Below are 20,962 nucleotides of genomic sequence, written 5' to 3'. Positions count from 1 at the left end.
ATTTATCTCTCCTTATCACATTTTATTTTAATAAGAACCCTGCCGGAAATGGATCCGTAGGGTCTAATAGAAACGTCTGCATTCCTGTAATAAATCCTCTACTTTCAAAACCGAAAATGTATCCTAGCTCCTCCTTCTTCACTTTTTCCACAGTTATAAAACTATTAAATATACTTTCATTTTTAAAAGGTTTATCCGCCATATAATCATTTTTAAATAACGCATGAACATAGGAAACGATAGTAGAAACAAAACCTGGCGAACGTACGATAAAGTTATCTTCATGAAATGTAATCGACTTTATATGGTTCTTTTCTTTTTGCGAAGGATCTACTAAAATAAGCCTTTTTATTAGCGACTGTTTTTGTATAACCTGCAGTGTAGCTTCTCCCCATCTTTTCAATTCTGGAATGTTTTCAACACGAATTTCTGGCGAATACGCACCTTTTTCTACAACTGCATATACTTTATCTGCTTGTATGAGAGAATAACTTACATTACCAACCTGTAAATTTTCCTCAATCAAATAGCAAAGTTTGCTTTCAAACGAAACAGATACAACTTCATCATTCTCTACATACGCATGAACTAAAAATATTCCAGATAACGTTTCAATTTTGTATTGATTGGACTCTCTCTTTTTTAAATACCCACTTTCGAGTAACATCGTTATTACCGCAACAATGCCCCCATAATGAAGCGGAATCGAACCTTCATGATTAAAAAATAATACAGCTGCATCCACTTCATTATGGATAGATGGAACGACAATACACCCATTCAAACCGATAAAACCACGTGGTTCATTTAATAAAAGCTTCCTCTCTTCTGCTAATTCACCTGAAAATTGTTCATTTAATTGCTCCAAACTGTAGTAGTATTTGCATGGTACGTCTTTCATTACACGAAATGCCTCGCCATTTACATGTACGTCTACTGCTGTATACATTTTTTGAATGTTCATTTTATATCCTCCGTTTCATGTTCCATCGGCGGAATTAGCAAAAATCCTTCTTTGAGTGGATCCATTTCATTGTAAAAAAATTTATGCATACCCATAAGCCAAGCTGATCCCGTAATTTTCGTTATGACAGCTTCAATATTTTCAACATGTGTCGTATTCACGACATATCCTTTAAATAAAGAACCAACGATACTCTCATGAATGAACTCTTCACCAATTTTGATTTCTTTTTGAGCGTATAATACAGCTAGCTTCGCAGATGTTCCTGTACCGCATGGGGATCGATCTATTCCGCCTGGTGGTACAACAACTGTATTTTTCACATTCGCACATTCATGAGTAGCATCTGTATAAAATTCAACATGTGTTAATCCTCTAATAAACGAATACTCTGGATGAATGATTTCAAACTTCTCATTAATTGTGTTTCTTATATGAATCGCCTTATCGATGATTGTAGATGCATTTTCTGGTACTAATTCTAGGCCTACTGAATTCGCATCAATAATGGCATAAAAATTCCCTCCATACGCAATATCAGCCTCTACAGTTCCAATGTCTTTGACGTGTACAGTAATATTTTTCAATAAAAAAGCTGGTATGTTACAGAAAGATACCTCTTTTGCTTTTCCATCTTGAACAGCAATATCTACTTCCACTAAGCCAGCCGGGGTATCTAGTTTTAAAGAAGTAATCGGTTCAACTACTGGAATTAAACCTGATTCAACTAACGCTGTACATACACCGATTGTATCGTGACCGCACATCGGTAAGTATCCACCTGTCTCTATGTATATAACACCTATATCAGCCTCAGGATGACACGGGTCTGTTAATAATGCCCCTGACATTACATCATGACCACGCGGTTCATTCATTAACAATTTTCGAATCCAATCATATTCCTTTTTCATATGTAACATCTTCTCTGCCATCGTCTCTCCAATCAACTTTGGAAGTCCGCTAATTAATGTCCTCGTTGGATTCCCGCCCGTATGTGTATCAATAGTCGTAAAGACTCTTTGTGACCTCATCCGTTTAACACCCTTTCTGTAAAACGACTCAAACGAAGTGGTTCAATAGGAATAATTGTCTCTTTTTCATTTAATAACTCTTCAATTACTTTCCCAGTAACTGCTGCAAGACTAATCCCATCCCCTTCATGTCCAGCGGCAATGAAATAATTCGGAATATGTTCCACTCGTGAAATAATCGGCAAATGATCTTCTGTCCACGGACGTAAACCAGCGTAAGAACGAATTACCATCATATCTGCCATTTTCGGATAAAAGCGAATCGCTCTATTTGCGATACATTTAATGACTTCATTGTTTATTCTCGTATGAAACCCTACAAATTCACGACTACTTCCAATTAAGAAATTTTGACTTTCAGTAGGCTCAAATACGAGCGCAACCCCGTATTTTTCAGTTAAAGCATCTACTTTTCTTTTTCCGCCAAATTTAGAAATTAAATAACCGAATTCCATTACTTTACGGCATCCTACATGTTGTTGCCTTGATGCTACTATAATATGCCCTTTTCTCGGTTCAATTGGTATATTTACATTTAACATCTGACCAATCTTAGGAGCCCACACACCGGCTGCATTTACAACTTGTTTTGCTGTAAAAGTACCATTCGTAGTTTCTACAACAAATGAACCATTCGTCTCTATTTTCATACTCTTTACTTCGGTCTGCTTAAAGGCTTTTGCGCCAAACTTTTGTGCCTCTGACAGAAGCGAGAAAGCAAGGAGATATGGATTCACAGTTGAATCCGTCGCACATTCTAAACCGCCTAATAAATCATCAGCAAAAAAAGGCGACTCTTCTCTTATATCTTGCCTATCAAGCATTCGAAACGGTAATCCAGCTTCTTTTTGCCGATCTACCCATTGCTGCGCAGCTTCCATCTCTTCGTCTGACTCACATACGAGAATACTTCCTGGTGCCCTATATTCAAATGAATGCTCTAATTTTTCACTTAAATCAGTTACTAATTTTTGACTTACTAAAGACATTTGACTATCAAACCCTGGGTCTTTATCAATGGCCAAAATATTCCCATCACACCGTGAAGACGTCCCGCTGACAAATTCTCCTTTTTCAATGATTGTTACGTCTCTTCCGTATTTTGAAGTGTAATAAGCGATAGAACACCCTATTATTCCACCACCTATAATTAAAACGTCGCAGTGCCTCACAATATACTCCTCCTTTCCCTAAACCTCTCACTTTCTTTTATGCAATTGACGTGCCAATTCTGCACATATACAATTTCCATAAACAATATTTTTATTTGTAAAAATAATTCAAATTTATAGTAAATAGGTGTATTATTTTTTTATCACTGTCAAATTTTTTATACATAACGGGAGGATATTATGGCATTTTCATTTCCGACTATACAAGAGTTTTTGGAAAGTATTTTAATCGATCATACATGTAGCCTTAATCACATTAAGCAAGTAAACGGAAGGTTTTATTATCTCCCTTCTACTACAGAAGAATATAATTGCGCCATTATTTATGTAGATGACTCATTCACTACATTAATTGACGCTTTTTCTTATGAATTAGCTGTTATCATCCTTAACGAAAATGATGAGCCGATATTCTGTATAACCTCTCAGCAAATGATTCCATTTCTTTATAAGTCCTACAATGAACTACAGTCATTTTATAACACCGTAATACAAACAACTGACTCTTCTGTTACAGTCATTGATAGTAAAGAATGCGTTCGAACTTGGACAGATGGTGCTGAAAAAATATTTTCAGTCAACCATAATGAGATTATTGGGCAACCGATTACTCGTTTTTTTGATTATAAAGACTTGGAAATTTTACAATCTTTACATGATGGAAAAAATATAGTCGCTCAGTTCCATCAGCCTCGTCCCGATTTATTCGTATTAATTAATTCAAATCCAGTTTATTGTAATGATGAAATTATAGGAGCAGTCGTTTCAGAAACAGATGTTACAAATCAAGTCGCTTTAAATGAAAAACTATTTAATATGTCACATGAAATGCACCGTTTAGAACAAGAAGTGGCAAAGTATAAAGATGAATCCGATCCATTCCTTGCGATGAATGGGAAAAGTCCTGTTATACAAAGAACGATACAATTAGCTAGAAAAGTTTGTTCGGTGAAATCAACTGTTTTAATACTTGGGGAAAGCGGAGTTGGAAAAGAAGTATTTGCGAAAGCAATTCATGAAGCAAGTGAAGCAGCGAAGGCGCCTTTCATTTCGATTAACTGCGGGGCAATTCCAGAAGCTTTATTTGAAAGTGAATTATTCGGTTACGAGCGTGGGGCCTTTTCTGGAGCGAATAGTAAAGGGAAAAAAGGTAAAATCGAACTCGCACAAGGCGGTACTTTATTCCTCGATGAGATTGGCGAAATGCCGCTCGATATGCAAGTAAAACTGTTACGTGTACTACAAGAACGAAAGTATTACCGAGTTGGCGGAGAAAAAGAAATTAATATTGATTTCCGCATTATCGCTGCTACAAATCGGGATTTACAAGAAGAAATGAGAAAAGGAACTTTCCGAGAAGATTTATATTATCGTTTAAATGTAGTTAGCCTGCATATTCCACCGCTGCGTGAAAGACGAGAGGATATTATCGAACTCACATACTCATTCTTAAACGATTTTTCAATCAACTATAACAGACCAATTCGTGACTTACCTTCAAGCATTATGCATGAACTGCTTCATTACAATTGGCCAGGTAATATTCGCGAACTTCGAAACGTTGTTGAACGACTTGTGGTATTTGCGACAGACGGAATTATAAAACAAGAATATTTACCATTTCATACAACCGAAAATTTAGACAATCATACAGCTCATTCCCTATTACTCAGCAACAATAATACAATCCTTTCTTTACAAGAAGAGATGGATGAGCATGAGAAAAAAGTTATTGAAAGGGCTTTACGAATTTTAAATGGGAATAAATTAGAATGTGCAAAACAACTTGGCGTAACAAGGGCTACTTTATATAACCGTTTAAAAAAACTTGGACTTCAATAAAGAAGCAGTATGCACCGATTAGGCGTTTACAGGTAGCTCTCTCCCCTTCCTCTATATTGGCATGATTTTTGCATATATAATTTGTGCAAACCGAACTAGAGGAGGAATACACATGACCAATAAAAACAACTTAATCGTTTGTCGTTGTGAAGAGGTTACATACGGACAACTTCAATCGACAATTGCTGAATATAACTGCTCGGCAAGAGAATTAAAACTAAGAACACGTGCTGGCATGGGATTTTGCGGTGGTCGTACATGCAGAATAATGATAGATCGAATGATTGAAAATGCGAATCCTGACGTAACTCTTAATGAACTACCGTTAAAATATCAACCACCAATACGTGCAGTTACTTTTGGATCGGTAGGTGAAAGTAAATGAGTAGAATTACACATCACCCTATTTTAGGTACTTTACAAAGTAGTGAGCGTATTACTTTTCAATTTAACGGTCATCAATACGAAGCATATGAACATGAAACGATAGCTGCTGCCCTGTTAGCAAATGAAATACGGACATTAAGAGTTCATGAAGATAGCGGGACACCGCGAGGTATTTATTGTAATATTGGGCACTGTTCTGAATGCCGCGTGACAGTAAATAATCAAACAAATGTACGCGCATGCTTAACTGTTGTAGAAGAAAACATGGTTGTTGAAAGCGGGAAACAGCATCCGAATATCGTGAGAGAGATGGTGAAAAAACGATGAGTGATGTAATTATCATTGGTGCAGGACCAGCGGGATTATCTGCTTCTATCTCTTGTGCTCGTTTCGGACTAAAAGTGCTCGTTATTGATGAATTTATGAAGCCGGGTGGGAGATTGTTAGGACAGTTGCATCAAGAGCCTACTGGAGAATGGTGGAACGGAATAGAAGAATCGAAGCGACTTCATGAAGAAGCAGAATCACTTTCAGTACATATCAGGTGCGGTGTTTCGGTCTATAATTTAGATAAAGATGAAAACAATTGGTTTGTACATACTAATATCGGTACGTTAGAAGCACCGTTCGTACTACTTGCTACTGGTGCTGCGGAATATTCTATTCCCCTTCCAGGCTGGACACTTCCAGGAGTGATGTCAATTGGAGCAGCTCAAGTTATGACAAATGTTCATCGCGTGCAAGTTGGAAAAAAAGGAATCATTATTGGTGCTAACATTTTGTCTTTCGCCATTTTAAGTGAATTGCAATTAGCGGGAATTAAAGTAGATCATATTGTACTCCCTGAAAAAAGCGAGTTAAGTCAAAAAGCTGGTGAACCTGAAGAAGTTTTAAACTCTCTTTTAAATGCAGCACATCTCGCTCCTTCTGCTATTTTACGAATAGGTAGCCACTTTATGAAATATGATTGGATTCGAAAAGCTGGATTAACATTCTATCCAAACAGCGGAATGAAAATAAACGGAACGCCACTTCACCTTCGGAAAGCAGCTCTTGAAATTATCGGAACAGATCAAGTTGAAGGTGTACGTATTGCTAATATTGACTCTAAAGGAAATGTTATTAATGGATCAGAGAAAATATATGAAGCAGATTTTGTTTGTATTGCCGGGGGATTATACCCACTTGCCGAACTTGCAGCTGTAGCTGGTTGTCCCTTCCATTACATTTCAGAATTAGGCGGACACGTTCCTCTCCATTCCGAAACAATGGAAACCCCTCTTCCAGGTTTATTTGTAGCTGGCAATATTACAGGCATTGAAAGCGGAAAAATTGCGATGGCGCAAGGAACTGTTGCAGGTCTATCAATTGCTAAATATGCAAGTAAAAAACGTGATATAGTCGACCAACAATTATATCACGCCATTCAAAACGTTCACTTTGTTCGTCAGAAAGCTGCAATTCAGTTTAATCCGATGGTAGATATCGGTAGACGAAAGATGAATAATTTATGGCATAAATTCCAAACAAATGATAAAGATTTCTATAAACAACAAGAAATTATTTAATAAGACTTATTTGTCAAAAAGCTCCCCTTATCAAAAACATAAGGAGAGCTTTTCAAATTATTTCACTTCGATTGTCCAATCACCATCAGCTTGAATAGTGAATATATGTATACCATTTTCTTTTACAGGTACTTTTTTCGTAGTATCGGCAGCACCAATTTCATTAAATATCATGCTATCGTTTAAATCAACTACAAAATTACTTTCACCATTCTTATGTACACCATGCAATTCTTTCAAACCTTTTTCAAGCTTCACAAAAACAACATCAGATCCGTGACCACTAATTGTTCCTGGAGCTGTTACTACTTTATCTATTGGAATAGACTGAGACATATTCACTTTCCAGTGACCATCTGCCATTGGATTAATAAAATATTTTCCACTCTTGTTTAATAAAACTACACGTTTTTCTTTTCCATTACCAATAAAATTCGAAAGTGAACCAGAGTCATTACCTTGTTCATCTTTTAACTCTAGAATTGCATTACTTTCTCCTGTATGTTCTACTTCCGCAATAACAAATCCGGATTTTAACTCAAAAAAATCAGAAGAATTCGCGCCATCACCTTCTAACGAAACACTATGATCTTGTGATAATCTCTCCACTGCACTTTTTTCTTTTATCTCTTTAGCTTTCGGGCTAGTTTTTGCTGTTTGCTGTTCAGTATTGTTATCTTTTTTTTCGTTCGCTTGTACATCTTTTGTTTGCTCCGTTGAATTACAAGCAGTTAAAGATAAACATACCGCAGCTATTGTTGCTAATAATTTCTTTTTCATAATATCCTCCTATTAATATAAAACATTCTTAATAAGAATAACATATTTTTACCAATTCATTCATTTATTAATAATTGAATTTTATCCCAAAATAGGAAACATACTAATAATAGAAATTAAAATAAAAAAACTGCTAGAGCATAAAGCCCTAACAGTCTTATTGTTCGTCACTGTTAATTTTCGCTAATGCGTAAATACCTTCTTCATCATCTAATTCAAGTTGTAATCTCGCTGCGAATGAATTGACATTATATTCTCTGTCAAGCAATAAGCGTAATGCTTCGATTAAGTTTGCTTGAATTAAAATTTGCTGGCGACCATTTACCTCTACTTCCGCAGAGAAACCGTAGTCATCGTCATACATGAGTTCAACTAACACTTCTTCTGGACCCACTTGTCTTTTTTCAGCTATATATACGCAAAGCGCATTTATTAATTCTTGTTCAGAAATTTTTATTGTTTCCATGCTACTTCATCTGCCTTCTTTTTACGTTGGTCTTTGAAGTATTTAAATGCACGAACTGCTAACATTACGATACCAGCCATTACTAACATATTTACCATAAACGCTAATACAGAACCAAGAGCTCCCATATTTGCAAATAAGCTACCCATTAGTAAACCACCAAGACCACCTAGTAATAAACCTTTCATAAAGCTTCCTTTATTACTTTTTGGTGCTGTGTTTGTTGCTTTCGTTTTTGAATCTGGAGTCGTTTTTTGAGAATTTACATTTGAGTCTTTTTTGTTTAAATCAACTTTTGACTTTTGACCTGAACTTGGTGTAAATGATTTTTTACCAGATTTGTAACTTTTCGCTGCTGCATGATCTACGAACATAAAGCTGCTAGCCCCAAAGATAACCATGAATGCTGTCATTACTGCTACAAGTTTTTTCAACATATTATATCCATTCTCCTTTTATATAGATATATGTGAAATCTATCTTTCTAGTAAATTCAGAATGATAGATTTGTTTTTAAGAACATTTTAAAGGTTCTTATGAACTTATTATATGAACTTTTGTCGAAATATGCAAGTATTATTTACTTCCGACAGTTTGGTGACAAAGGAAAAATTAAGCAAAACAGAATTGACTTTAAATGAAACAAAACATATTATAAGTTCATAAGAACTTTTTATTATTTTGGAGGTGAAAAGATGGAAACATTTCATCTCACACGAAACGAAATGGCTACCCTTCTTCTATCACTAAGAGGATGGAATACGAAAAAGCCTCTCGGTATTTTACAAGAAGCTTGGGCAAAGTCACATAAAAAAGATATTGAAAGCGGACAAAGCGTTACAGCTTTTATTACTACCGCACTTTCACCTATTTTTGAAAAGCTGATTAAAATTGACGATACTGATGTCGGTTTTTCTTTAAATGAAATAGTTGCGCTTGGCAATCAGATTGAAAACACAAGTTTCTCTGTAACTGCTATGCAAAACTGGGTGAAACGAGATATAAAAGAAATGATTGGCTCTCCTCAAAAAGGGAAAAAATATTCGATTGAACAAGCAGCCTTACTGTTCATTGTCGAAGATTTAAAAACAGCACTTGATTTTGAATCAATTCGTAAGCTATTACGCCTTATCGTTAATGACCCAGCCGATCGAAGTGATGATTTAATCAATCCTGTTCATTTATATGTAGCATACTCTTCTCTATTTGAAGAACTCAATCAAGGGAATTGCTTACAACTAAATGCAACAGATACAGTTCATACAATTGAAAACATCGTAAAAGAAAAAGCTGATAAAATCGCAAGCAAGTTCGATCAAATTAATAACGAACAACGCGAAGCAATTCGTAACGCTATTATTATTGCGACCCTTTCTGTACATACCGCTTATGTACAAATGTTAGCAAAACGTTACGTAACAGCAACGTTATTTTTACAGAACTTAGATGTGAAGCCTTAAAAAATAGGAGCAGAAATGCTTCTATTTTTTTATAAGAAATTTTTAATAATCTTTTCATTAACCCTTCATGAAAACGTGGCTTATATCCTTTACTATAATACTTATGGGAGACATAAAAGAATTGAAATAGCAATCCCCTATATGAATAAGGTATAATATACATATAGTGAACCTTTTATATTATTAAGTAAAGGGGCATATATTCAAAAATCCATAAATTAGAAGGTGCAACAATGTTAAGTAGTTTTATTCATTCAGTATTAACGTTTTTTGAAGGATTAGGTTATTGGGGCATTATGCTTGGACTTATGATTGAGATTATCCCAAGTGAAATTGTCCTTGCTTATGCAGGATACTTAGTATTCAATGGTAGTATCTCATTTATAGGCGCAGTTGTATTCGGTACAATTGGCGGTGTTATTGCCCAAATCTTTATTTATTGGCTTGGACGATACGGCGGACGCCCTATATTAGAACGTTATGGAAAATATATTTTCATACATAAAAAACAAATAGATGCTGCAGAAGATTGGTTTAATCGTTACGGAACTGGCGTCATTTTTACAGCACGCTTCATTCCAGTAGTGCGTCATGCGATTTCAATTCCTGCTGGTATTACAAAAATGCCTTTACTACGTTTCACTACATTAACAGCACTTGCGATTATCCCTTGGTCTATTATTTTCATTTATTTAGGTGAAAAACTAGGTGAAAATTGGGAGAATATAAACGATATTGCTGGTCCGTATGTGAAATCATTTGCAATTGGTGGCGTCGTACTTATACTTTTATACTTCGTTATAAAAAAATGGACAAAAAAGCGCAAAAATCTTGCTTAAGAATATAATAAAAACCGCTATAAATTCATTCGAAGTTATAGCGGTTTTTTATTTATATATGAATTAATCTTCAGAAATTATATAACACCTTTCCATCTACATTTACATGGATAAGCAACCATTCGATCATTCTTTTCGTATATTATCTCAAAAAGGAGTGATTCCCCTATGCATTGGCAGCAAAAAATACCATACTTAATCGGACGCCCTATCGGTATTTCCTTCATAAATGGGCAAGGAACTTCCGGCGTATTATGTTCAGCGCATGATGGTCAATTATATGTGTATGAATACCTTTATCAAGCTCAGTTCGCAATGAAACATTATGATTATAGACAGGTTCAAGATATACATGCATTCCCAAATTGTCCTCACCAAAATCCTCTATACTAAAAAAATCGGAACGGCTCATAGCCATTCCGATTTCTATACTTTATTTCTCAGAATAAAATTTCTGCACTGCTTCATCAAAATAAATCCAACCTTTCCAGCCCAAATGAATCGTATCTTTTAAGAAATACTTATCATATTCATGGCCAGAGAAATCAACTACTGGATATCCTGCTTTCTCAACCTGTTCTCGAACTTTTTTATAATACACTTCACGGCGTTCTTTCGGGAATCCAGTATAATCATACCAAGGCCCATTTACAGGTACAGAAATAAAGAGCGGTTTGACATTTTTCTCTTTAAATAAATCTAAAATAATTTGTAAATCATTATATTCTGGTGATTCATCATATGTTTCATTTGCTCTAAAGTTTTTTAAACCTTTAAGTTTTTTCTTCAGATTATTCTTATGATAATACGGATTTTCAATTCCAAATGTATTTGTAGTAGACTCAGCTTTCCCTTCTTGTTCTGCGTGTTTACGTGCATCTTCCCAAGAAATTGAACGAAGTCCGCTATTTGTTTTCTCTTTCATCGGTTCGATTTTAAATAAAGAGTTAAATAAATCTCTATGATCTAAAATATTTCGATGCATATAAGCAAGTGGTTTAACTAAACCTGCTTTTATGTTATGTTTCGTATCATTATATACAATACCTTCTAATGAATTTTTTAATATATCATCTTCTTGAACAACTTTATAATCTAATAGCCGTTTCGCGATTTGCTTCTTCATTTCTGGATTTATCTCATCATTAAAAATAAAATGATATGCTTGTTGTTTGGAGAAATTATTAGTGAAATCCCCTTGTGATACACCAGTCTTTGTAAACCATTGTGGTGAAAGAACAAAGACTACTTTTTTACCTTCTAATTCATCCATAGTAGATGTCATATTTAAAATATGAGCTAAACTTTGTGTACCGCCAGTTCCAATTAAAAACGGTGTAAAACCAGCTGGATTTACTTTGAAATAATTAGACGGATGATATGCATCCATTCGTAAAAATTCTGATGAACCGTACATCGGTAAATACTGTGAATTATCTAACATTTTTTGCTGTAAGAAAGCACTTTGTAATTTCTCTTTTTGTAAAGAAGTTGCCGCATCTTCTACCTTCTTATCACTAATAAGCGATACCAAACTTTTCGATGGGATTAGAATGATAATGAAAAACAGCACACACGCTAAAATTATAGGACCAAAAGCATGCTTCATTTTCATCTTCTGTCCCTCTTTCTATCGTTATTAACTTGTAACCCTTGTTTTTGACACGTCATCTTTTCTCTCCTTTTTCTCTATACATGTTCCATTCTATTTATCTATTATATACATGTATGTATTTCCTTCCTTGTTCTATTAAGCCCTATATAAATAGCGCCAGAAAATGTTTCCATAGAAACACGTTAATTATACAAGATTCTACATAAATTTCACACTGGAATTTTAGTAATAATTTTATTTTTAAGTCGTGAAAAAACATATGAAATGTCTATATTTCATTCGGAACTGTACAAAAAACAGACTATCACACACGTGAAGTCTGTTTCCCCATTCTTTTATTTTTGTACATCTGCCCATTTTAAACTTGTAGATGGACCAAATTGATGTACATATAAATCTTTCACATATGGTTTTTGTAAGTAAGATAATCCACGCTGGAATACCGGTGCAATTACTGCATCATCAAGTAGCATTTTTTCAGCATCTTGCATTGCTTTCCAGCGAGCCTTTTCATCATTACCTAATTCTGTTTTAATCTTCTTAATTAACGCATCATATTCTGGGTTTGCATATTCTGTATTATTAACACTGCTTCCAGAAAGGAATACTTCTAAGTAAGTCATTGGATCTGGATAATCCGGTAACCAGCGTGATAACGACATTTCATATTCTTTCTTCTTCTCAAGTGCTAATTTTTGCGTATGTGGCTGTAATTTCACATTCACTTTTAATCCAGGTAAATTTTTCTCAAGCTGCTCTTTAATGTACTCTCCGACTTTTTTAAAGTTTTCTAAGTCATAATTTAATAGTTCTAACGTCACTTCATTTGTACCTGTCTCTTGTTTTGCTTTCTCCCAATATTCCTTCGCCTGTTTTACATTCGTCTTATTAAACTCACCAGCCGTACTTCTAAAATCTTTCTTATCTGGGCCTTTTAAGAATCCTTTTGGTACGTAATAATTTGCAGCAACCGAACCATCATTTAAAAATGAATCTGCGAGTCCTTTCTTATCAAAAACTGTACTTAGCGCAAGCCTTGCATTTTTATTTTTAAGAATCGGTACATTTTCATTAAATCGGAAGAAGTACATAACTGGATCTGTGTATTGTTTTAGCTCTTTATTATTTTTATATTTATCTACGAATTCTGTAGAAATAACAGCTCTATCAACTTTATCTGTTTCATATAAATTTACCGCAGTTGAAATTTCTTTTACAATTTGATAGTTTACTTCATCTAACTTCACTTCTTTTTTATCCCAATACTTATCGTTTTTCTTCATTGTAAAGCTAGCTTCATGCTTCCACTCTGATAATGTAAATGGTCCATTATATACCGCTTTATTTGCTTCTAATCCGTATTTATCACCTTGCTCTTTCGCATATTTTTCGTTAATTGGATAGAAGGATGGTAAAATTAATAATTTCGTAAAATACGGTACAGGATGTTCTAGCTCTACGACGAATGTTTTATCATCCTTCGCTTTTACTCCTAATTCATCTAGACCTAGTTGTTTTTTATTTATCTTCTCAGCGTTTTTCACATCGTACGCAATGTATGCATATTGAGAAGCGGTATCTGGATTAATCAATTGCTTCCAAGCGTATACGTAATCATGAGCGGTTACTGGATCTCCGTTAGACCATTTCGCATCACGCAATTGGAATGTATATGTCTTTCCATCTTTACTCACTTCATATTTTTGTACGCCTGCCTCAATTACTTCATCATTTTTCGATAAACGGAATAGTCCTTCCATTACGTTATTTAAAACGTTAAACGAGACTGCATCTGTTACTTTTCCTGAATTTAACGACGGAATTTCACCTATTTCTAGTAACTGCAATACTTTCTTCTCATCTTTCGGCTTTGTTGCAGTTTTTTCTTTTGCGCAGCCAACTAAAAATGAAGAAGCTAATAGAGTACTAACTAATGAGTAACGAACAATTTTTTTCATTTGAAAACCCCCTCTATTTTTAAGGTAAGTAACGACGTGCACCAGCGTATTCTTCTATATATCCTGGTGTATTTAGCGGTATAATCTCTACCGACCTTTCAGCTCTTGGTGAGTGAATCATATTGCCATCACCAATATACATTGCAACGTGATGGACACTACCTTTCCCTTGATCATGTGCAAAGAAGATTAAATCTCCCTTTTGTAAGTTTTCTTTATCAACTGCAATTCCTGCTCTTGATTGCGGTCCAGAATCTCGCGGAATTGTAATGCCGTGCGATTTATAGATCGTATGCGTGAAGCCAGAGCAATCAAATCCAAAACCACTTGTACCAGCCCATATATACGGTAAACCTAAAAATATTTTCCCTGTGTTAATTAAATCATCAGCTGTCGGTTTTGGAATATCAGTTTGAGAACGGTAAACTGTTCCATCATTTTTTCGTAGCCATGCTTTCTGACCATTTGGCAACAATACACGGTATGAAATTGTGTCTTCACTTAATAGCGGCAGTCTTGTATTATAACTGACTTCAAGTGATTTATGTTTTTCAGAAGGATTTATATATAAAATCGCTGTTGGCTTTGTTATTAACACAAAAGGTTCATTTGTTTTATCTGCAAATTCTTGATTATATGTTAATTGCTTTTCAGGCATCCAGCCCGGATAACCTTCTTCATTTCGTGGTGTTGGCTGTCCATGCACTAATACCTTCACCCACTCGCCTTTCTTATCAATAACAGTTACTTCTTGACCGAGTAACGCTTGTGTTTCTAATTTATTTGCATTTGTTAACCATAGTTTCTCGTCAAGTGTCATTGATTTCGTCCATTTCCAAAGATCCACTGGATTTGTTGCACTCGGTGTATCGATTGACCTTAATGAATCAGGTGCTGTCCATAACGTTGCAGCAGATACATCTATATATGCTTTATTATCCTTCTTTTCTTCAGCATTTGCCGATGTAAACGATGAAAATATAAATAAAGTTGTTAAAAATGCAGTTCCTACTTTTTTCATATATATCCCCCTTAAAAAAATAGTTTACTAGTCTCTTCTCCTAAGACTTACTATTCACTGTTGATTGAAGGTTTACCTTTGATCCAGAATAAGTCATTCCTTCTGGCTCTTCCATTAACCAAAGCGGTGCATCAAGATCAAAATAATGTATATTAGGATGTGCTGCTGCTAAATGTGCAACAGCGCTAACGGAAAGTGAAGATTCCATCATGCTTCCCACCATACACTTCACACCAGCCGTTTCTGCGATATCTGCAATACGCCATGCTTCACGTATGCCACCACATTTCATTAATTTAATATTAATTAAGTCTGCGTATCTTCCTTGAACGAGCTTTAATGCATCACTTGCTGAAAATATACTTTCATCGGCCATAATTGGCGTTTGCACACGATCTTTGACGTACTTTAACCCATCCCAATCTTTCGCGTGTACTGGTTGTTCAATAAATTCTATATTTAAATTACGATTTTCCATCTCTTGAATGATAGAGATCGCTTCTTTTGGACTCCAACCTTGATTCGCATCTAAACGTAATGTCGTATTTCTTGGTACCACATTTCGAATTGCCTCAATACGTTCCAAATCTAAATGCGCCTCTTTACCCACTTTAATCTTTAATGTTTGAAATCCTTTTTCTATATGTTTCTTCGCTTCTTTTGCCATTAATACAGGCTCATCCACACTCACTGTAATATCGGTATAAATTTCTTTCTTCCCGCCTAACAATGCATATAACGGCACATTTTGATATTGGCAATATACATCATATAAAGCGATATCTACCGCTGCTTTCGCACTTGAATTTCCAATACAACTCATTTGAATGCGCTGTAGTAACTGCTGAAACTGAATGATATCTTGACCAATTAAACATGAACGCATCGGTCCTAAAATCGCTTCTTCCATTCCACTGGTGAAATCACCCGTAATAACTGGCGTTGCGGCTGCAGCCCCCTTACCAATCACTCCTTCGTCTGTATGAATATAAACATCTATACTTTCAATTTCTGTTACAGTACGAAGCGCGGTTTTAAACGGTGTATGAAGTTTTATACGTCTACGATTTACTTTTACGTCTGTAATTTTCATTTTGTTCATCCTTTCGTTCTCCAATGAAGTGAAATCTTAATCCACCGGAAATTTATACCCACATATTATTAGGTAAACCTATTGAGCATTTACTCTCCTATCTCTCTACTTTGCTTTTGATGTAGGACTTTAGTGGAATAAAAAAATCCAGCCATAAGAATGATTCTTACGGCTGGATTTTGTCTATGATTGAGTAGACAAAGCAGCAATCTGATTATATTTTTTCTGTGCATCTTTTAGCGCTACAAGTAACGCTTTTTGAGAAGAACCGAAATAACGGTTCTTCACTTCCATTACTAACGCTGGGTCATTTATATTTTTATGTAAAAATAAATATTTAACAAATTGAGATGTTAATGCAATTGTCGCTGAGCAATCTGCATCTACAATTTCCCCTGTATCCTTAACAAGAACAAATGCTACGAAATAGCTTTTAAACTTTTCAGTAATGGGATTATTTTGAGGTGCTTTCGCATCCCCTACGACATAAATTGTATTTGAAGCGTACACAGCTACCTTCCTTTCTTATACGAGGATAACGGGTTTCTTAATAGTCGTATGAGCGATGAACTCAACGTTGATTAAAAAATGTATCCGCTTATCTTGTATTATAATACAATTAACAGAATTTTAACAATATTTATTTCAGTGTATATTCCATAATTGTGAAAATATCTCAAACTCTTCATTTTTACAATATGTGATTGTTCCTTGTACCATGACATTTAAACATGAAAAAACAGTTAGCTATGGCTAACTGTTTTTTCATTACTTTGGCATCACAAATATAGTTTCATTTGACTTAGAAAATTGATACTCTTTTCTCGCAAACTTCAAAATTTCTTCTTCATCGTCTGTTAAATTTTCTATGTTAGTCTTTAAAGAACCTTTATCTTTCTTTAAAGATACTAATTGTTTCTTTTGATCCGTAATCATATCTTTCTTTTTATCAATTACTTCTTGTTGTTTCGTTAAAATATATTGAACGTACAGAGTAGTTGCCGCAATAAAAAGGACCATTAAAATAAGACGCCTTAACTTCTTTTTATTTATCTTACGCTTGTCACTAGGTTGTGATGATTGCTCTGGTATATTAGGAACATTTACTCGTTTGAGTTTCCTCATTCAAATCCCCCTAACCCATATTTTTCACTACCATCGGCACGTTTTCTTACTAAACTAAATTCTATTCTTATAAAATAAACTCCTTCACAAAAATATCCCATAAATTAACCAATTAAAGATAGCATTCGACGACATTTCCATATTTACATCGAAATTTTTTATGTATGCTGCTATAAAATAGTAGTTTCTGTAATTCTTTTTCTACTATTGTAGAAGAGTTTTTTTACACACAAAATTCCTTCCCCACATATCCATGTTATAACATGCTTACAAGGAGGGGAAATATGCATTACCGCACATTAGGTAAAACTGGAATAACTGTTTCTGAAATAGGTTTTGGGGCATGGGCAATCGGTGGTGATGAATGGGGACCTGTTAACGATAAACAATCTATAACTGCTATAAAAAAAGCAATTGAGTGTGGTGTGAATTTTATTGATACTGCGGATGTGTATGGTTTAGGACATAGTGAAAAGTTGGTAGCTACCGCGATTAAAGGACATCGTAATAATATTATCCTAGCAACGAAAGGTGGTTTAATCGGACACCACTACGATCCTAATGGAGTTCCTGTATATGATACTCCCGAAAAAATCATCGCCGTATTCGAAACAAGTTTACAACGTCTTCAAACAGATTATATTGATCTTTATTTTTGTCATATTTGGTGGCATAATCGTAGAGAAACAGAAGCATTTCTACGTGCATTTGACATATTAAAACGTGATGGCAAAGTAAGAGCAGTCGGTGTTTCGACTCATGATTTACAATACATTCATCATTTCAATAAAAACAACGAAATTGATATCGTACAACTTGATTACAATATATTAAATCGAAAACCAGAAAAAGATATATTACCATTCTTACAAGAGAAAAATCTAGGAGCTATTATTCGTGGTCCATTAAAAATGGGCATTTTAACTGGAAAATTCACAAATAAAACAATTTTTCCAGATGGAGATTTACGCAAAGAATGGCCAAATGAAACTTGGTTTCAAGAAGACTTACAAACCGTAGAAAAACTTAGGTTGCTCTCAAATAAAAATCAGACCCTCGGGCAACTTGCACTTCGCTATGTACTCTCTCATCCGGCAGTAAGTGTTGTAATTCCTGGTGCGAAGTCAGGAACGCAAGCACAAGAAAATGCAAATGCATCTGTTCGCCCTATTTTGAGTGATGAAGAGCTTAACTATATTCATTCAATATAAAAAGCCCAATCCGGGCTTTTTAATTTGGCAAACTAATATCATACTCCATTCGCTTCGCTGTGTCCTCCGCAACATGCACACCTAACAAGTTTTTCACAATATGAAATGCCATATTAATTCCAGCTGAAATTCCGGCAGATGTTATAATATGTCCTTCATCTACAAACTTTACATTTTCTATAACTTCAACATTTTGAAACTCATTTTTAAACTTTTCAATACTAGCCCAATGTGTTGTTGCTTTTAAACCTGCCAATAAACCTGCTTTCGCCAGTAATAGCGCTCCTGTACAAACTGACGTCATCAGCTTTACTTCTTTCATTTGCTGGCCAATCCATTTTATTACTATTTCATTTTTTATTTCATATTCTCTAGCACCTAGCCCACCCGGAATTATTAAAATATCCACTGGTGGTAAATTTTCAATACTATAATCTGGCTGTACCTTCAATCCGTTCCTTGCTGTAATCATTTCCCCATTCTCGCTAACGGTATAAACAGTAAATGGTTTTTCTTCATTCACCTCAGTTACAGAAAAAACTTCAAATGGCCCTGCAAAGTCTAACACTTCTACTTCATTAAATAAAAATATACCAACACTCCATTTATTCATCATAAGTTCACTTCCTGTTTCAAATGATGTAATAGATGATCATATCCTTTTTCTAATGCAATATCATACGCTGTTTTCCCATCATATTTCTTTATCATCTTATTAGCTCCATTTTTAAGGAGTAACATAATTATTTCTTCATTTCCTAATAATGCCGCTTCGTGAAGTCCTGTCCAGCCACCACTTTGCATAATATTTACATCTGATCCTTTTTCAATTAAGAAAGCAACAAGTTCACTTTGCTTGTTCGCAATTGCTGCTTGCAAAGGCGTATTTTCATTTTCGTTTTTCGCTCTACTATGTATATCTGCACCGCTTTCTAAAAGAAAACTCGCTATTTCTTTCTGTCCAAAATAAGCTGCTAAATGAAGTGGTGTCCATCCATCTTCACTACATTCGTTAACAATACTTGGACTCGCCTTTATAAACTCCGCTACTTTTTCCTTATGACCACTTAAAACAGCTTGTGCTATTGATTGTAAATGCTCCATAATAATCTCCTATCCTTCAAAATATTTAAGCATCCCCTTCTACATGTTCTATTAATTATTACATTTTCCTTTTAAAAACTTAAGTTTACATAATAATATTATAAATCACTTTTGTACTAAATGTTGAATAGCAATAATGTTAAAAATAATACCTTTAAACAATAAAGACTATGATTTCATTAGAGTTACTGAAAAAAGCAATTAAAAAAACTATACACATAGTTTTCATCATATTTGTTCAGTTGCATGAACTAAAACAGGTAATGTTTATTCTGCTATTCATGCTTTCAACATATCAAATAATATTATTCCAATAAAAAAACAATCCATTTTTAAAATGGATTGTTTTTTTATTTCTGTTTTATGCGGTTTATTTTATTTTAGTATTTTCAATGACGAAATAATTACACTTACAAAAATGAAATGCTACTATTTTAACCACTCTTATAGTAAGATTTTCGTTTGAAAACAAAAACACATTTTCGCCTTACGATTGAAAAAACATATGTAAAAGCTTCTAAAACAGCCGCCTTATCATATTAATCTATAGCAATTCTGTCTTCTTCCCTTACCTGTTTCCTTTAACACATACGATTTTAAAACTAGCGCCGTTAATGAATCTGTTAATGTTTTATATGATAAATTTGATAATGCCAATAGATCGTTCGTATATAACATTCTATGCTTCTCTAATAGTAATAGTACTAATCGTTCAGACGGTTTTAATGCCTCATCACTTTCTAGTATAAAGTCTATATTTTTCATTTCTCTAATTACTACTCCTTATATAAAAAAATACTTTAGGTGCTAATTTAATATAAAAATAATACATAACAAAATTTGAAATATATTAAAATAACATTGTTTTAAAACACTATTATACTATAACATATATAATTCTTCAAAAACTACATTTAAAAACGGTTAGTCATTCTCTAAATATGAATGACTAACCGTCTTTCAGCTTCTTCTCAATTAACATGTTTTACCTTAAATATTTATTGCAATATGCGGCTTACTGTAATGACTTGTTCCACCGCCACCAACTACTACTTTACCGCCTTTTTCGAAAATTAATAATTTACTTGAACCATCTGCAAGAAGCACTATTACTTCAGCATTATTACTTGTTGCTACATAAATTACATAACCACTCTTTGATATACAAGTTTCCCAATTCGCATCAAATTCTGATCTTACTACACGATTTGAATACACTTGATTTTCAATTCTATCTTGTTCTACGTTTTCCAAATTTATTCTCTCCTCTTCCCTGTATAGTTATATATATTAAAATAGCGACCGATTTTAACATAAATAGTA

The 20,962-nt window shown here is 34.3% G+C and carries 24 protein-coding genes; 8 read left to right on the top strand and 16 right to left on the bottom strand.

Annotation, left to right across the window (positions count from 1 at the left end; genetic code table 11):
- Positions 1 to 22: 22 nt before the first annotated feature.
- Genes MHI28_RS02650 through MHI28_RS02640 form a run of 3 tightly spaced genes read right to left on the bottom strand, consistent with a single transcriptional unit; the run spans position 23 to position 3,170 of the window.
- Positions 23 to 964, bottom strand: a complete 942-nt coding sequence (locus tag MHI28_RS02650; RefSeq protein WP_001025576.1) for a proline racemase family protein — start codon at positions 962 to 964, stop codon at positions 23 to 25.
- The gene (locus tag MHI28_RS02645) at positions 961 to 1,998 is read right to left on the bottom strand and encodes a proline racemase family protein (protein WP_001257539.1); all 1,038 of its coding nucleotides are present in this window, start codon (positions 1,996 to 1,998) and stop codon (positions 961 to 963) included. The genes MHI28_RS02650 and MHI28_RS02645 overlap by 4 nt, the downstream gene beginning before the upstream one ends.
- The gene (locus tag MHI28_RS02640) at positions 1,995 to 3,170 is read right to left on the bottom strand and encodes an NAD(P)/FAD-dependent oxidoreductase (RefSeq protein WP_001215272.1); all 1,176 of its coding nucleotides are present in this window, start codon (positions 3,168 to 3,170) and stop codon (positions 1,995 to 1,997) included. Before MHI28_RS02640 ends, MHI28_RS02645 begins: the two co-directional genes overlap by 4 nt.
- A gap of 180 nt (positions 3,171 to 3,350) precedes the next feature.
- Between MHI28_RS02640 and MHI28_RS02635 the strand changes: the two genes are divergently transcribed.
- The 4 genes from MHI28_RS02635 (at position 3,351) to MHI28_RS02620 (ending at position 6,967) form a co-directional block, all read left to right on the top strand.
- Positions 3,351 to 5,012 (top strand): sigma-54 interaction domain-containing protein, encoded by a 1,662-nt coding sequence (locus tag MHI28_RS02635; protein WP_000885738.1) that lies wholly within the window; start codon positions 3,351 to 3,353, stop codon positions 5,010 to 5,012.
- Positions 5,013 to 5,124: 112 nt separating this feature from the next.
- Positions 5,125 to 5,397 (top strand): (2Fe-2S)-binding protein, encoded by a 273-nt coding sequence (locus tag MHI28_RS02630; protein ID WP_000182619.1) that lies wholly within the window; start codon positions 5,125 to 5,127, stop codon positions 5,395 to 5,397.
- Positions 5,394 to 5,726 carry a (2Fe-2S)-binding protein gene (locus tag MHI28_RS02625; RefSeq protein ID WP_000087063.1) on the top strand — a complete coding sequence of 111 codons (333 nt, stop codon included), beginning with the start codon at positions 5,394 to 5,396 and terminating at the stop codon, positions 5,724 to 5,726. Before MHI28_RS02630 ends, MHI28_RS02625 begins: the two co-directional genes overlap by 4 nt.
- Entirely contained in the window at positions 5,723 to 6,967 is a 1,245-nt protein-coding gene (locus tag MHI28_RS02620; protein WP_001286087.1) for an NAD(P)/FAD-dependent oxidoreductase, read from the top strand. The genes MHI28_RS02625 and MHI28_RS02620 overlap by 4 nt, the downstream gene beginning before the upstream one ends.
- 57 nt (positions 6,968 to 7,024) lie before the next feature.
- Here MHI28_RS02620 and MHI28_RS02615 read toward each other — a convergent pair whose 3' ends face one another.
- From MHI28_RS02615 to MHI28_RS02605, 3 genes are all read right to left on the bottom strand, one after another.
- Positions 7,025 to 7,747: a hypothetical protein gene (locus MHI28_RS02615; protein WP_000727978.1), complete on the bottom strand. Its 723-nt coding sequence runs from the start codon at positions 7,745 to 7,747 to the stop codon at positions 7,025 to 7,027.
- Between the two features lie 157 nt (positions 7,748 to 7,904).
- Positions 7,905 to 8,213 (bottom strand): YxcD family protein, encoded by a 309-nt coding sequence (locus MHI28_RS02610; RefSeq protein ID WP_000447761.1) that lies wholly within the window; start codon positions 8,211 to 8,213, stop codon positions 7,905 to 7,907.
- Complete coding sequence (locus MHI28_RS02605; protein ID WP_000914478.1) at positions 8,201 to 8,650, bottom strand: hypothetical protein; 450 nt, start codon at positions 8,648 to 8,650, stop codon at positions 8,201 to 8,203. The genes MHI28_RS02610 and MHI28_RS02605 overlap by 13 nt, the downstream gene beginning before the upstream one ends.
- 258 nt (positions 8,651 to 8,908) lie before the next feature.
- Here MHI28_RS02605 and MHI28_RS02600 point away from each other — a divergent pair, with 258 nt between their 5' ends.
- The 3 genes from MHI28_RS02600 to MHI28_RS02590 all read left to right on the top strand — a co-directional run bounded on the left by MHI28_RS02600 (position 8,909) and on the right by MHI28_RS02590 (position 10,905).
- Positions 8,909 to 9,673 (top strand): DUF1836 domain-containing protein, encoded by a 765-nt coding sequence (locus tag MHI28_RS02600; protein WP_000447231.1) that lies wholly within the window; start codon positions 8,909 to 8,911, stop codon positions 9,671 to 9,673.
- 233 nt (positions 9,674 to 9,906) lie between these two features.
- Positions 9,907 to 10,512, top strand: a complete 606-nt coding sequence (locus MHI28_RS02595; protein ID WP_000952913.1) for a DedA family protein — start codon at positions 9,907 to 9,909, stop codon at positions 10,510 to 10,512.
- Between the two features lie 168 nt (positions 10,513 to 10,680).
- On the top strand, positions 10,681 to 10,905 hold the full coding sequence (locus tag MHI28_RS02590; RefSeq protein WP_000558692.1) for a hypothetical protein: 225 nt from the start codon (positions 10,681 to 10,683) through the stop codon (positions 10,903 to 10,905).
- A 40-nt stretch (positions 10,906 to 10,945) separates the two neighbouring features.
- On the opposite strand, the gene dltD is transcribed toward MHI28_RS02590, so the two are convergent.
- The 6 genes from dltD to MHI28_RS02560 form a co-directional block, all read right to left on the bottom strand.
- Positions 10,946 to 12,127: a D-alanyl-lipoteichoic acid biosynthesis protein DltD gene (gene dltD, locus MHI28_RS02585; RefSeq protein WP_000782291.1), complete on the bottom strand. Its 1,182-nt coding sequence runs from the start codon at positions 12,125 to 12,127 to the stop codon at positions 10,946 to 10,948.
- A 335-nt stretch (positions 12,128 to 12,462) separates the two neighbouring features.
- Complete coding sequence (locus MHI28_RS02580; RefSeq protein ID WP_000725187.1) at positions 12,463 to 14,085, bottom strand: peptide ABC transporter substrate-binding protein; 1,623 nt, start codon at positions 14,083 to 14,085, stop codon at positions 12,463 to 12,465.
- 19 nt (positions 14,086 to 14,104) lie between these two features.
- A complete protein-coding gene (locus MHI28_RS02575; protein WP_000755431.1) occupies positions 14,105 to 15,106 on the bottom strand; it encodes a C40 family peptidase in 1,002 nt (333 codons plus the stop codon).
- 40 nt (positions 15,107 to 15,146) lie between these two features.
- Positions 15,147 to 16,208 carry a dipeptide epimerase gene (locus tag MHI28_RS02570; RefSeq protein WP_001038451.1) on the bottom strand — a complete coding sequence of 354 codons (1,062 nt, stop codon included), beginning with the start codon at positions 16,206 to 16,208 and terminating at the stop codon, positions 15,147 to 15,149.
- A 174-nt stretch (positions 16,209 to 16,382) separates the two neighbouring features.
- Positions 16,383 to 16,709 carry a DUF3870 domain-containing protein gene (locus tag MHI28_RS02565; RefSeq protein WP_000271322.1) on the bottom strand — a complete coding sequence of 109 codons (327 nt, stop codon included), beginning with the start codon at positions 16,707 to 16,709 and terminating at the stop codon, positions 16,383 to 16,385.
- Between the two features lie 258 nt (positions 16,710 to 16,967).
- On the bottom strand, positions 16,968 to 17,324 hold the full coding sequence (locus MHI28_RS02560; protein WP_001228736.1) for an FtsB family cell division protein: 357 nt from the start codon (positions 17,322 to 17,324) through the stop codon (positions 16,968 to 16,970).
- A gap of 284 nt (positions 17,325 to 17,608) precedes the next feature.
- On the opposite strand from MHI28_RS02560, the gene MHI28_RS02555 reads away from it, so the two are divergent.
- Positions 17,609 to 18,535, top strand: a complete 927-nt coding sequence (locus tag MHI28_RS02555) for an aldo/keto reductase (protein ID WP_000559361.1) — start codon at positions 17,609 to 17,611, stop codon at positions 18,533 to 18,535.
- A 19-nt stretch (positions 18,536 to 18,554) separates the two neighbouring features.
- On the opposite strand, the gene MHI28_RS02550 is transcribed toward MHI28_RS02555, so the two are convergent.
- The 4 genes from MHI28_RS02550 to MHI28_RS02535 all read right to left on the bottom strand — a co-directional run bounded on the left by MHI28_RS02550 (position 18,555) and on the right by MHI28_RS02535 (position 20,893).
- Complete coding sequence (locus MHI28_RS02550; protein ID WP_000981420.1) at positions 18,555 to 19,151, bottom strand: DJ-1/PfpI family protein; 597 nt, start codon at positions 19,149 to 19,151, stop codon at positions 18,555 to 18,557.
- Positions 19,148 to 19,639, bottom strand: coding sequence for an ankyrin repeat domain-containing protein (locus MHI28_RS02545; protein ID WP_000400687.1), 492 nt, complete (start codon positions 19,637 to 19,639; stop codon positions 19,148 to 19,150). The genes MHI28_RS02550 and MHI28_RS02545 overlap by 4 nt, the downstream gene beginning before the upstream one ends.
- A 534-nt stretch (positions 19,640 to 20,173) precedes the next feature.
- Complete coding sequence (locus MHI28_RS02540) at positions 20,174 to 20,404, bottom strand: hypothetical protein (protein ID WP_000789030.1); 231 nt, start codon at positions 20,402 to 20,404, stop codon at positions 20,174 to 20,176.
- 225 nt (positions 20,405 to 20,629) lie between these two features.
- Positions 20,630 to 20,893: a hypothetical protein gene (locus MHI28_RS02535; protein WP_000432422.1), complete on the bottom strand. Its 264-nt coding sequence runs from the start codon at positions 20,891 to 20,893 to the stop codon at positions 20,630 to 20,632.
- Positions 20,894 to 20,962: the final 69 nt, after the last annotated feature.

The sequence above is a fragment of the Bacillus sp. FSL K6-0268 genome (genome assembly GCF_038005425.1).
Taxonomy (GTDB): Bacteria; Bacillota; Bacilli; order Bacillales; family Bacillaceae_G; genus Bacillus_A; species Bacillus_A thuringiensis_S.
Note: the sequence above shows the minus strand (reverse complement) of the source record. Positions and strands in the feature narration are given on the sequence as shown.

Excerpts from the sequence above, each read along its gene's own strand:
- MHI28_RS02650 (WP_001025576.1), bottom strand. The coding sequence starts at position 964 with ATGAACATTCAAAAAATGTATACAGCAGTAGACGTACATGTAAATGGC.
- MHI28_RS02645 (WP_001257539.1), bottom strand. The coding sequence starts at position 1,998 with ATGAGGTCACAAAGAGTCTTTACGACTATTGATACACATACGGGCGGG.
- MHI28_RS02635 (WP_000885738.1), top strand. The coding sequence starts at position 3,351 with ATGGCATTTTCATTTCCGACTATACAAGAGTTTTTGGAAAGTATTTTA.
- MHI28_RS02630 (WP_000182619.1), top strand. The coding sequence starts at position 5,125 with ATGACCAATAAAAACAACTTAATCGTTTGTCGTTGTGAAGAGGTTACA.
- MHI28_RS02625 (WP_000087063.1), top strand. The coding sequence starts at position 5,394 with ATGAGTAGAATTACACATCACCCTATTTTAGGTACTTTACAAAGTAGT.
- MHI28_RS02620 (WP_001286087.1), top strand. The coding sequence starts at position 5,723 with ATGAGTGATGTAATTATCATTGGTGCAGGACCAGCGGGATTATCTGCT.
- MHI28_RS02615 (WP_000727978.1), bottom strand. The coding sequence starts at position 7,747 with ATGAAAAAGAAATTATTAGCAACAATAGCTGCGGTATGTTTATCTTTA.
- MHI28_RS02610 (WP_000447761.1), bottom strand. The coding sequence starts at position 8,213 with ATGGAAACAATAAAAATTTCTGAACAAGAATTAATAAATGCGCTTTGC.
- MHI28_RS02605 (WP_000914478.1), bottom strand. The coding sequence starts at position 8,650 with ATGTTGAAAAAACTTGTAGCAGTAATGACAGCATTCATGGTTATCTTT.
- MHI28_RS02600 (WP_000447231.1), top strand. The coding sequence starts at position 8,909 with ATGGAAACATTTCATCTCACACGAAACGAAATGGCTACCCTTCTTCTA.
- MHI28_RS02595 (WP_000952913.1), top strand. The coding sequence starts at position 9,907 with ATGTTAAGTAGTTTTATTCATTCAGTATTAACGTTTTTTGAAGGATTA.
- MHI28_RS02590 (WP_000558692.1), top strand. The coding sequence starts at position 10,681 with ATGCATTGGCAGCAAAAAATACCATACTTAATCGGACGCCCTATCGGT.
- dltD (WP_000782291.1), bottom strand. The coding sequence starts at position 12,127 with ATGAAAATGAAGCATGCTTTTGGTCCTATAATTTTAGCGTGTGTGCTG.
- MHI28_RS02580 (WP_000725187.1), bottom strand. The coding sequence starts at position 14,085 with ATGAAAAAAATTGTTCGTTACTCATTAGTTAGTACTCTATTAGCTTCT.
- MHI28_RS02575 (WP_000755431.1), bottom strand. The coding sequence starts at position 15,106 with ATGAAAAAAGTAGGAACTGCATTTTTAACAACTTTATTTATATTTTCA.
- MHI28_RS02570 (WP_001038451.1), bottom strand. The coding sequence starts at position 16,208 with ATGAACAAAATGAAAATTACAGACGTAAAAGTAAATCGTAGACGTATA.
- MHI28_RS02560 (WP_001228736.1), bottom strand. The coding sequence starts at position 17,324 with ATGAGGAAACTCAAACGAGTAAATGTTCCTAATATACCAGAGCAATCA.
- MHI28_RS02555 (WP_000559361.1), top strand. The coding sequence starts at position 17,609 with ATGCATTACCGCACATTAGGTAAAACTGGAATAACTGTTTCTGAAATA.
- MHI28_RS02550 (WP_000981420.1), bottom strand. The coding sequence starts at position 19,151 with ATGATGAATAAATGGAGTGTTGGTATATTTTTATTTAATGAAGTAGAA.
- MHI28_RS02545 (WP_000400687.1), bottom strand. The coding sequence starts at position 19,639 with ATGGAGCATTTACAATCAATAGCACAAGCTGTTTTAAGTGGTCATAAG.
- MHI28_RS02540 (WP_000789030.1), bottom strand. The coding sequence starts at position 20,404 with ATGAAAAATATAGACTTTATACTAGAAAGTGATGAGGCATTAAAACCG.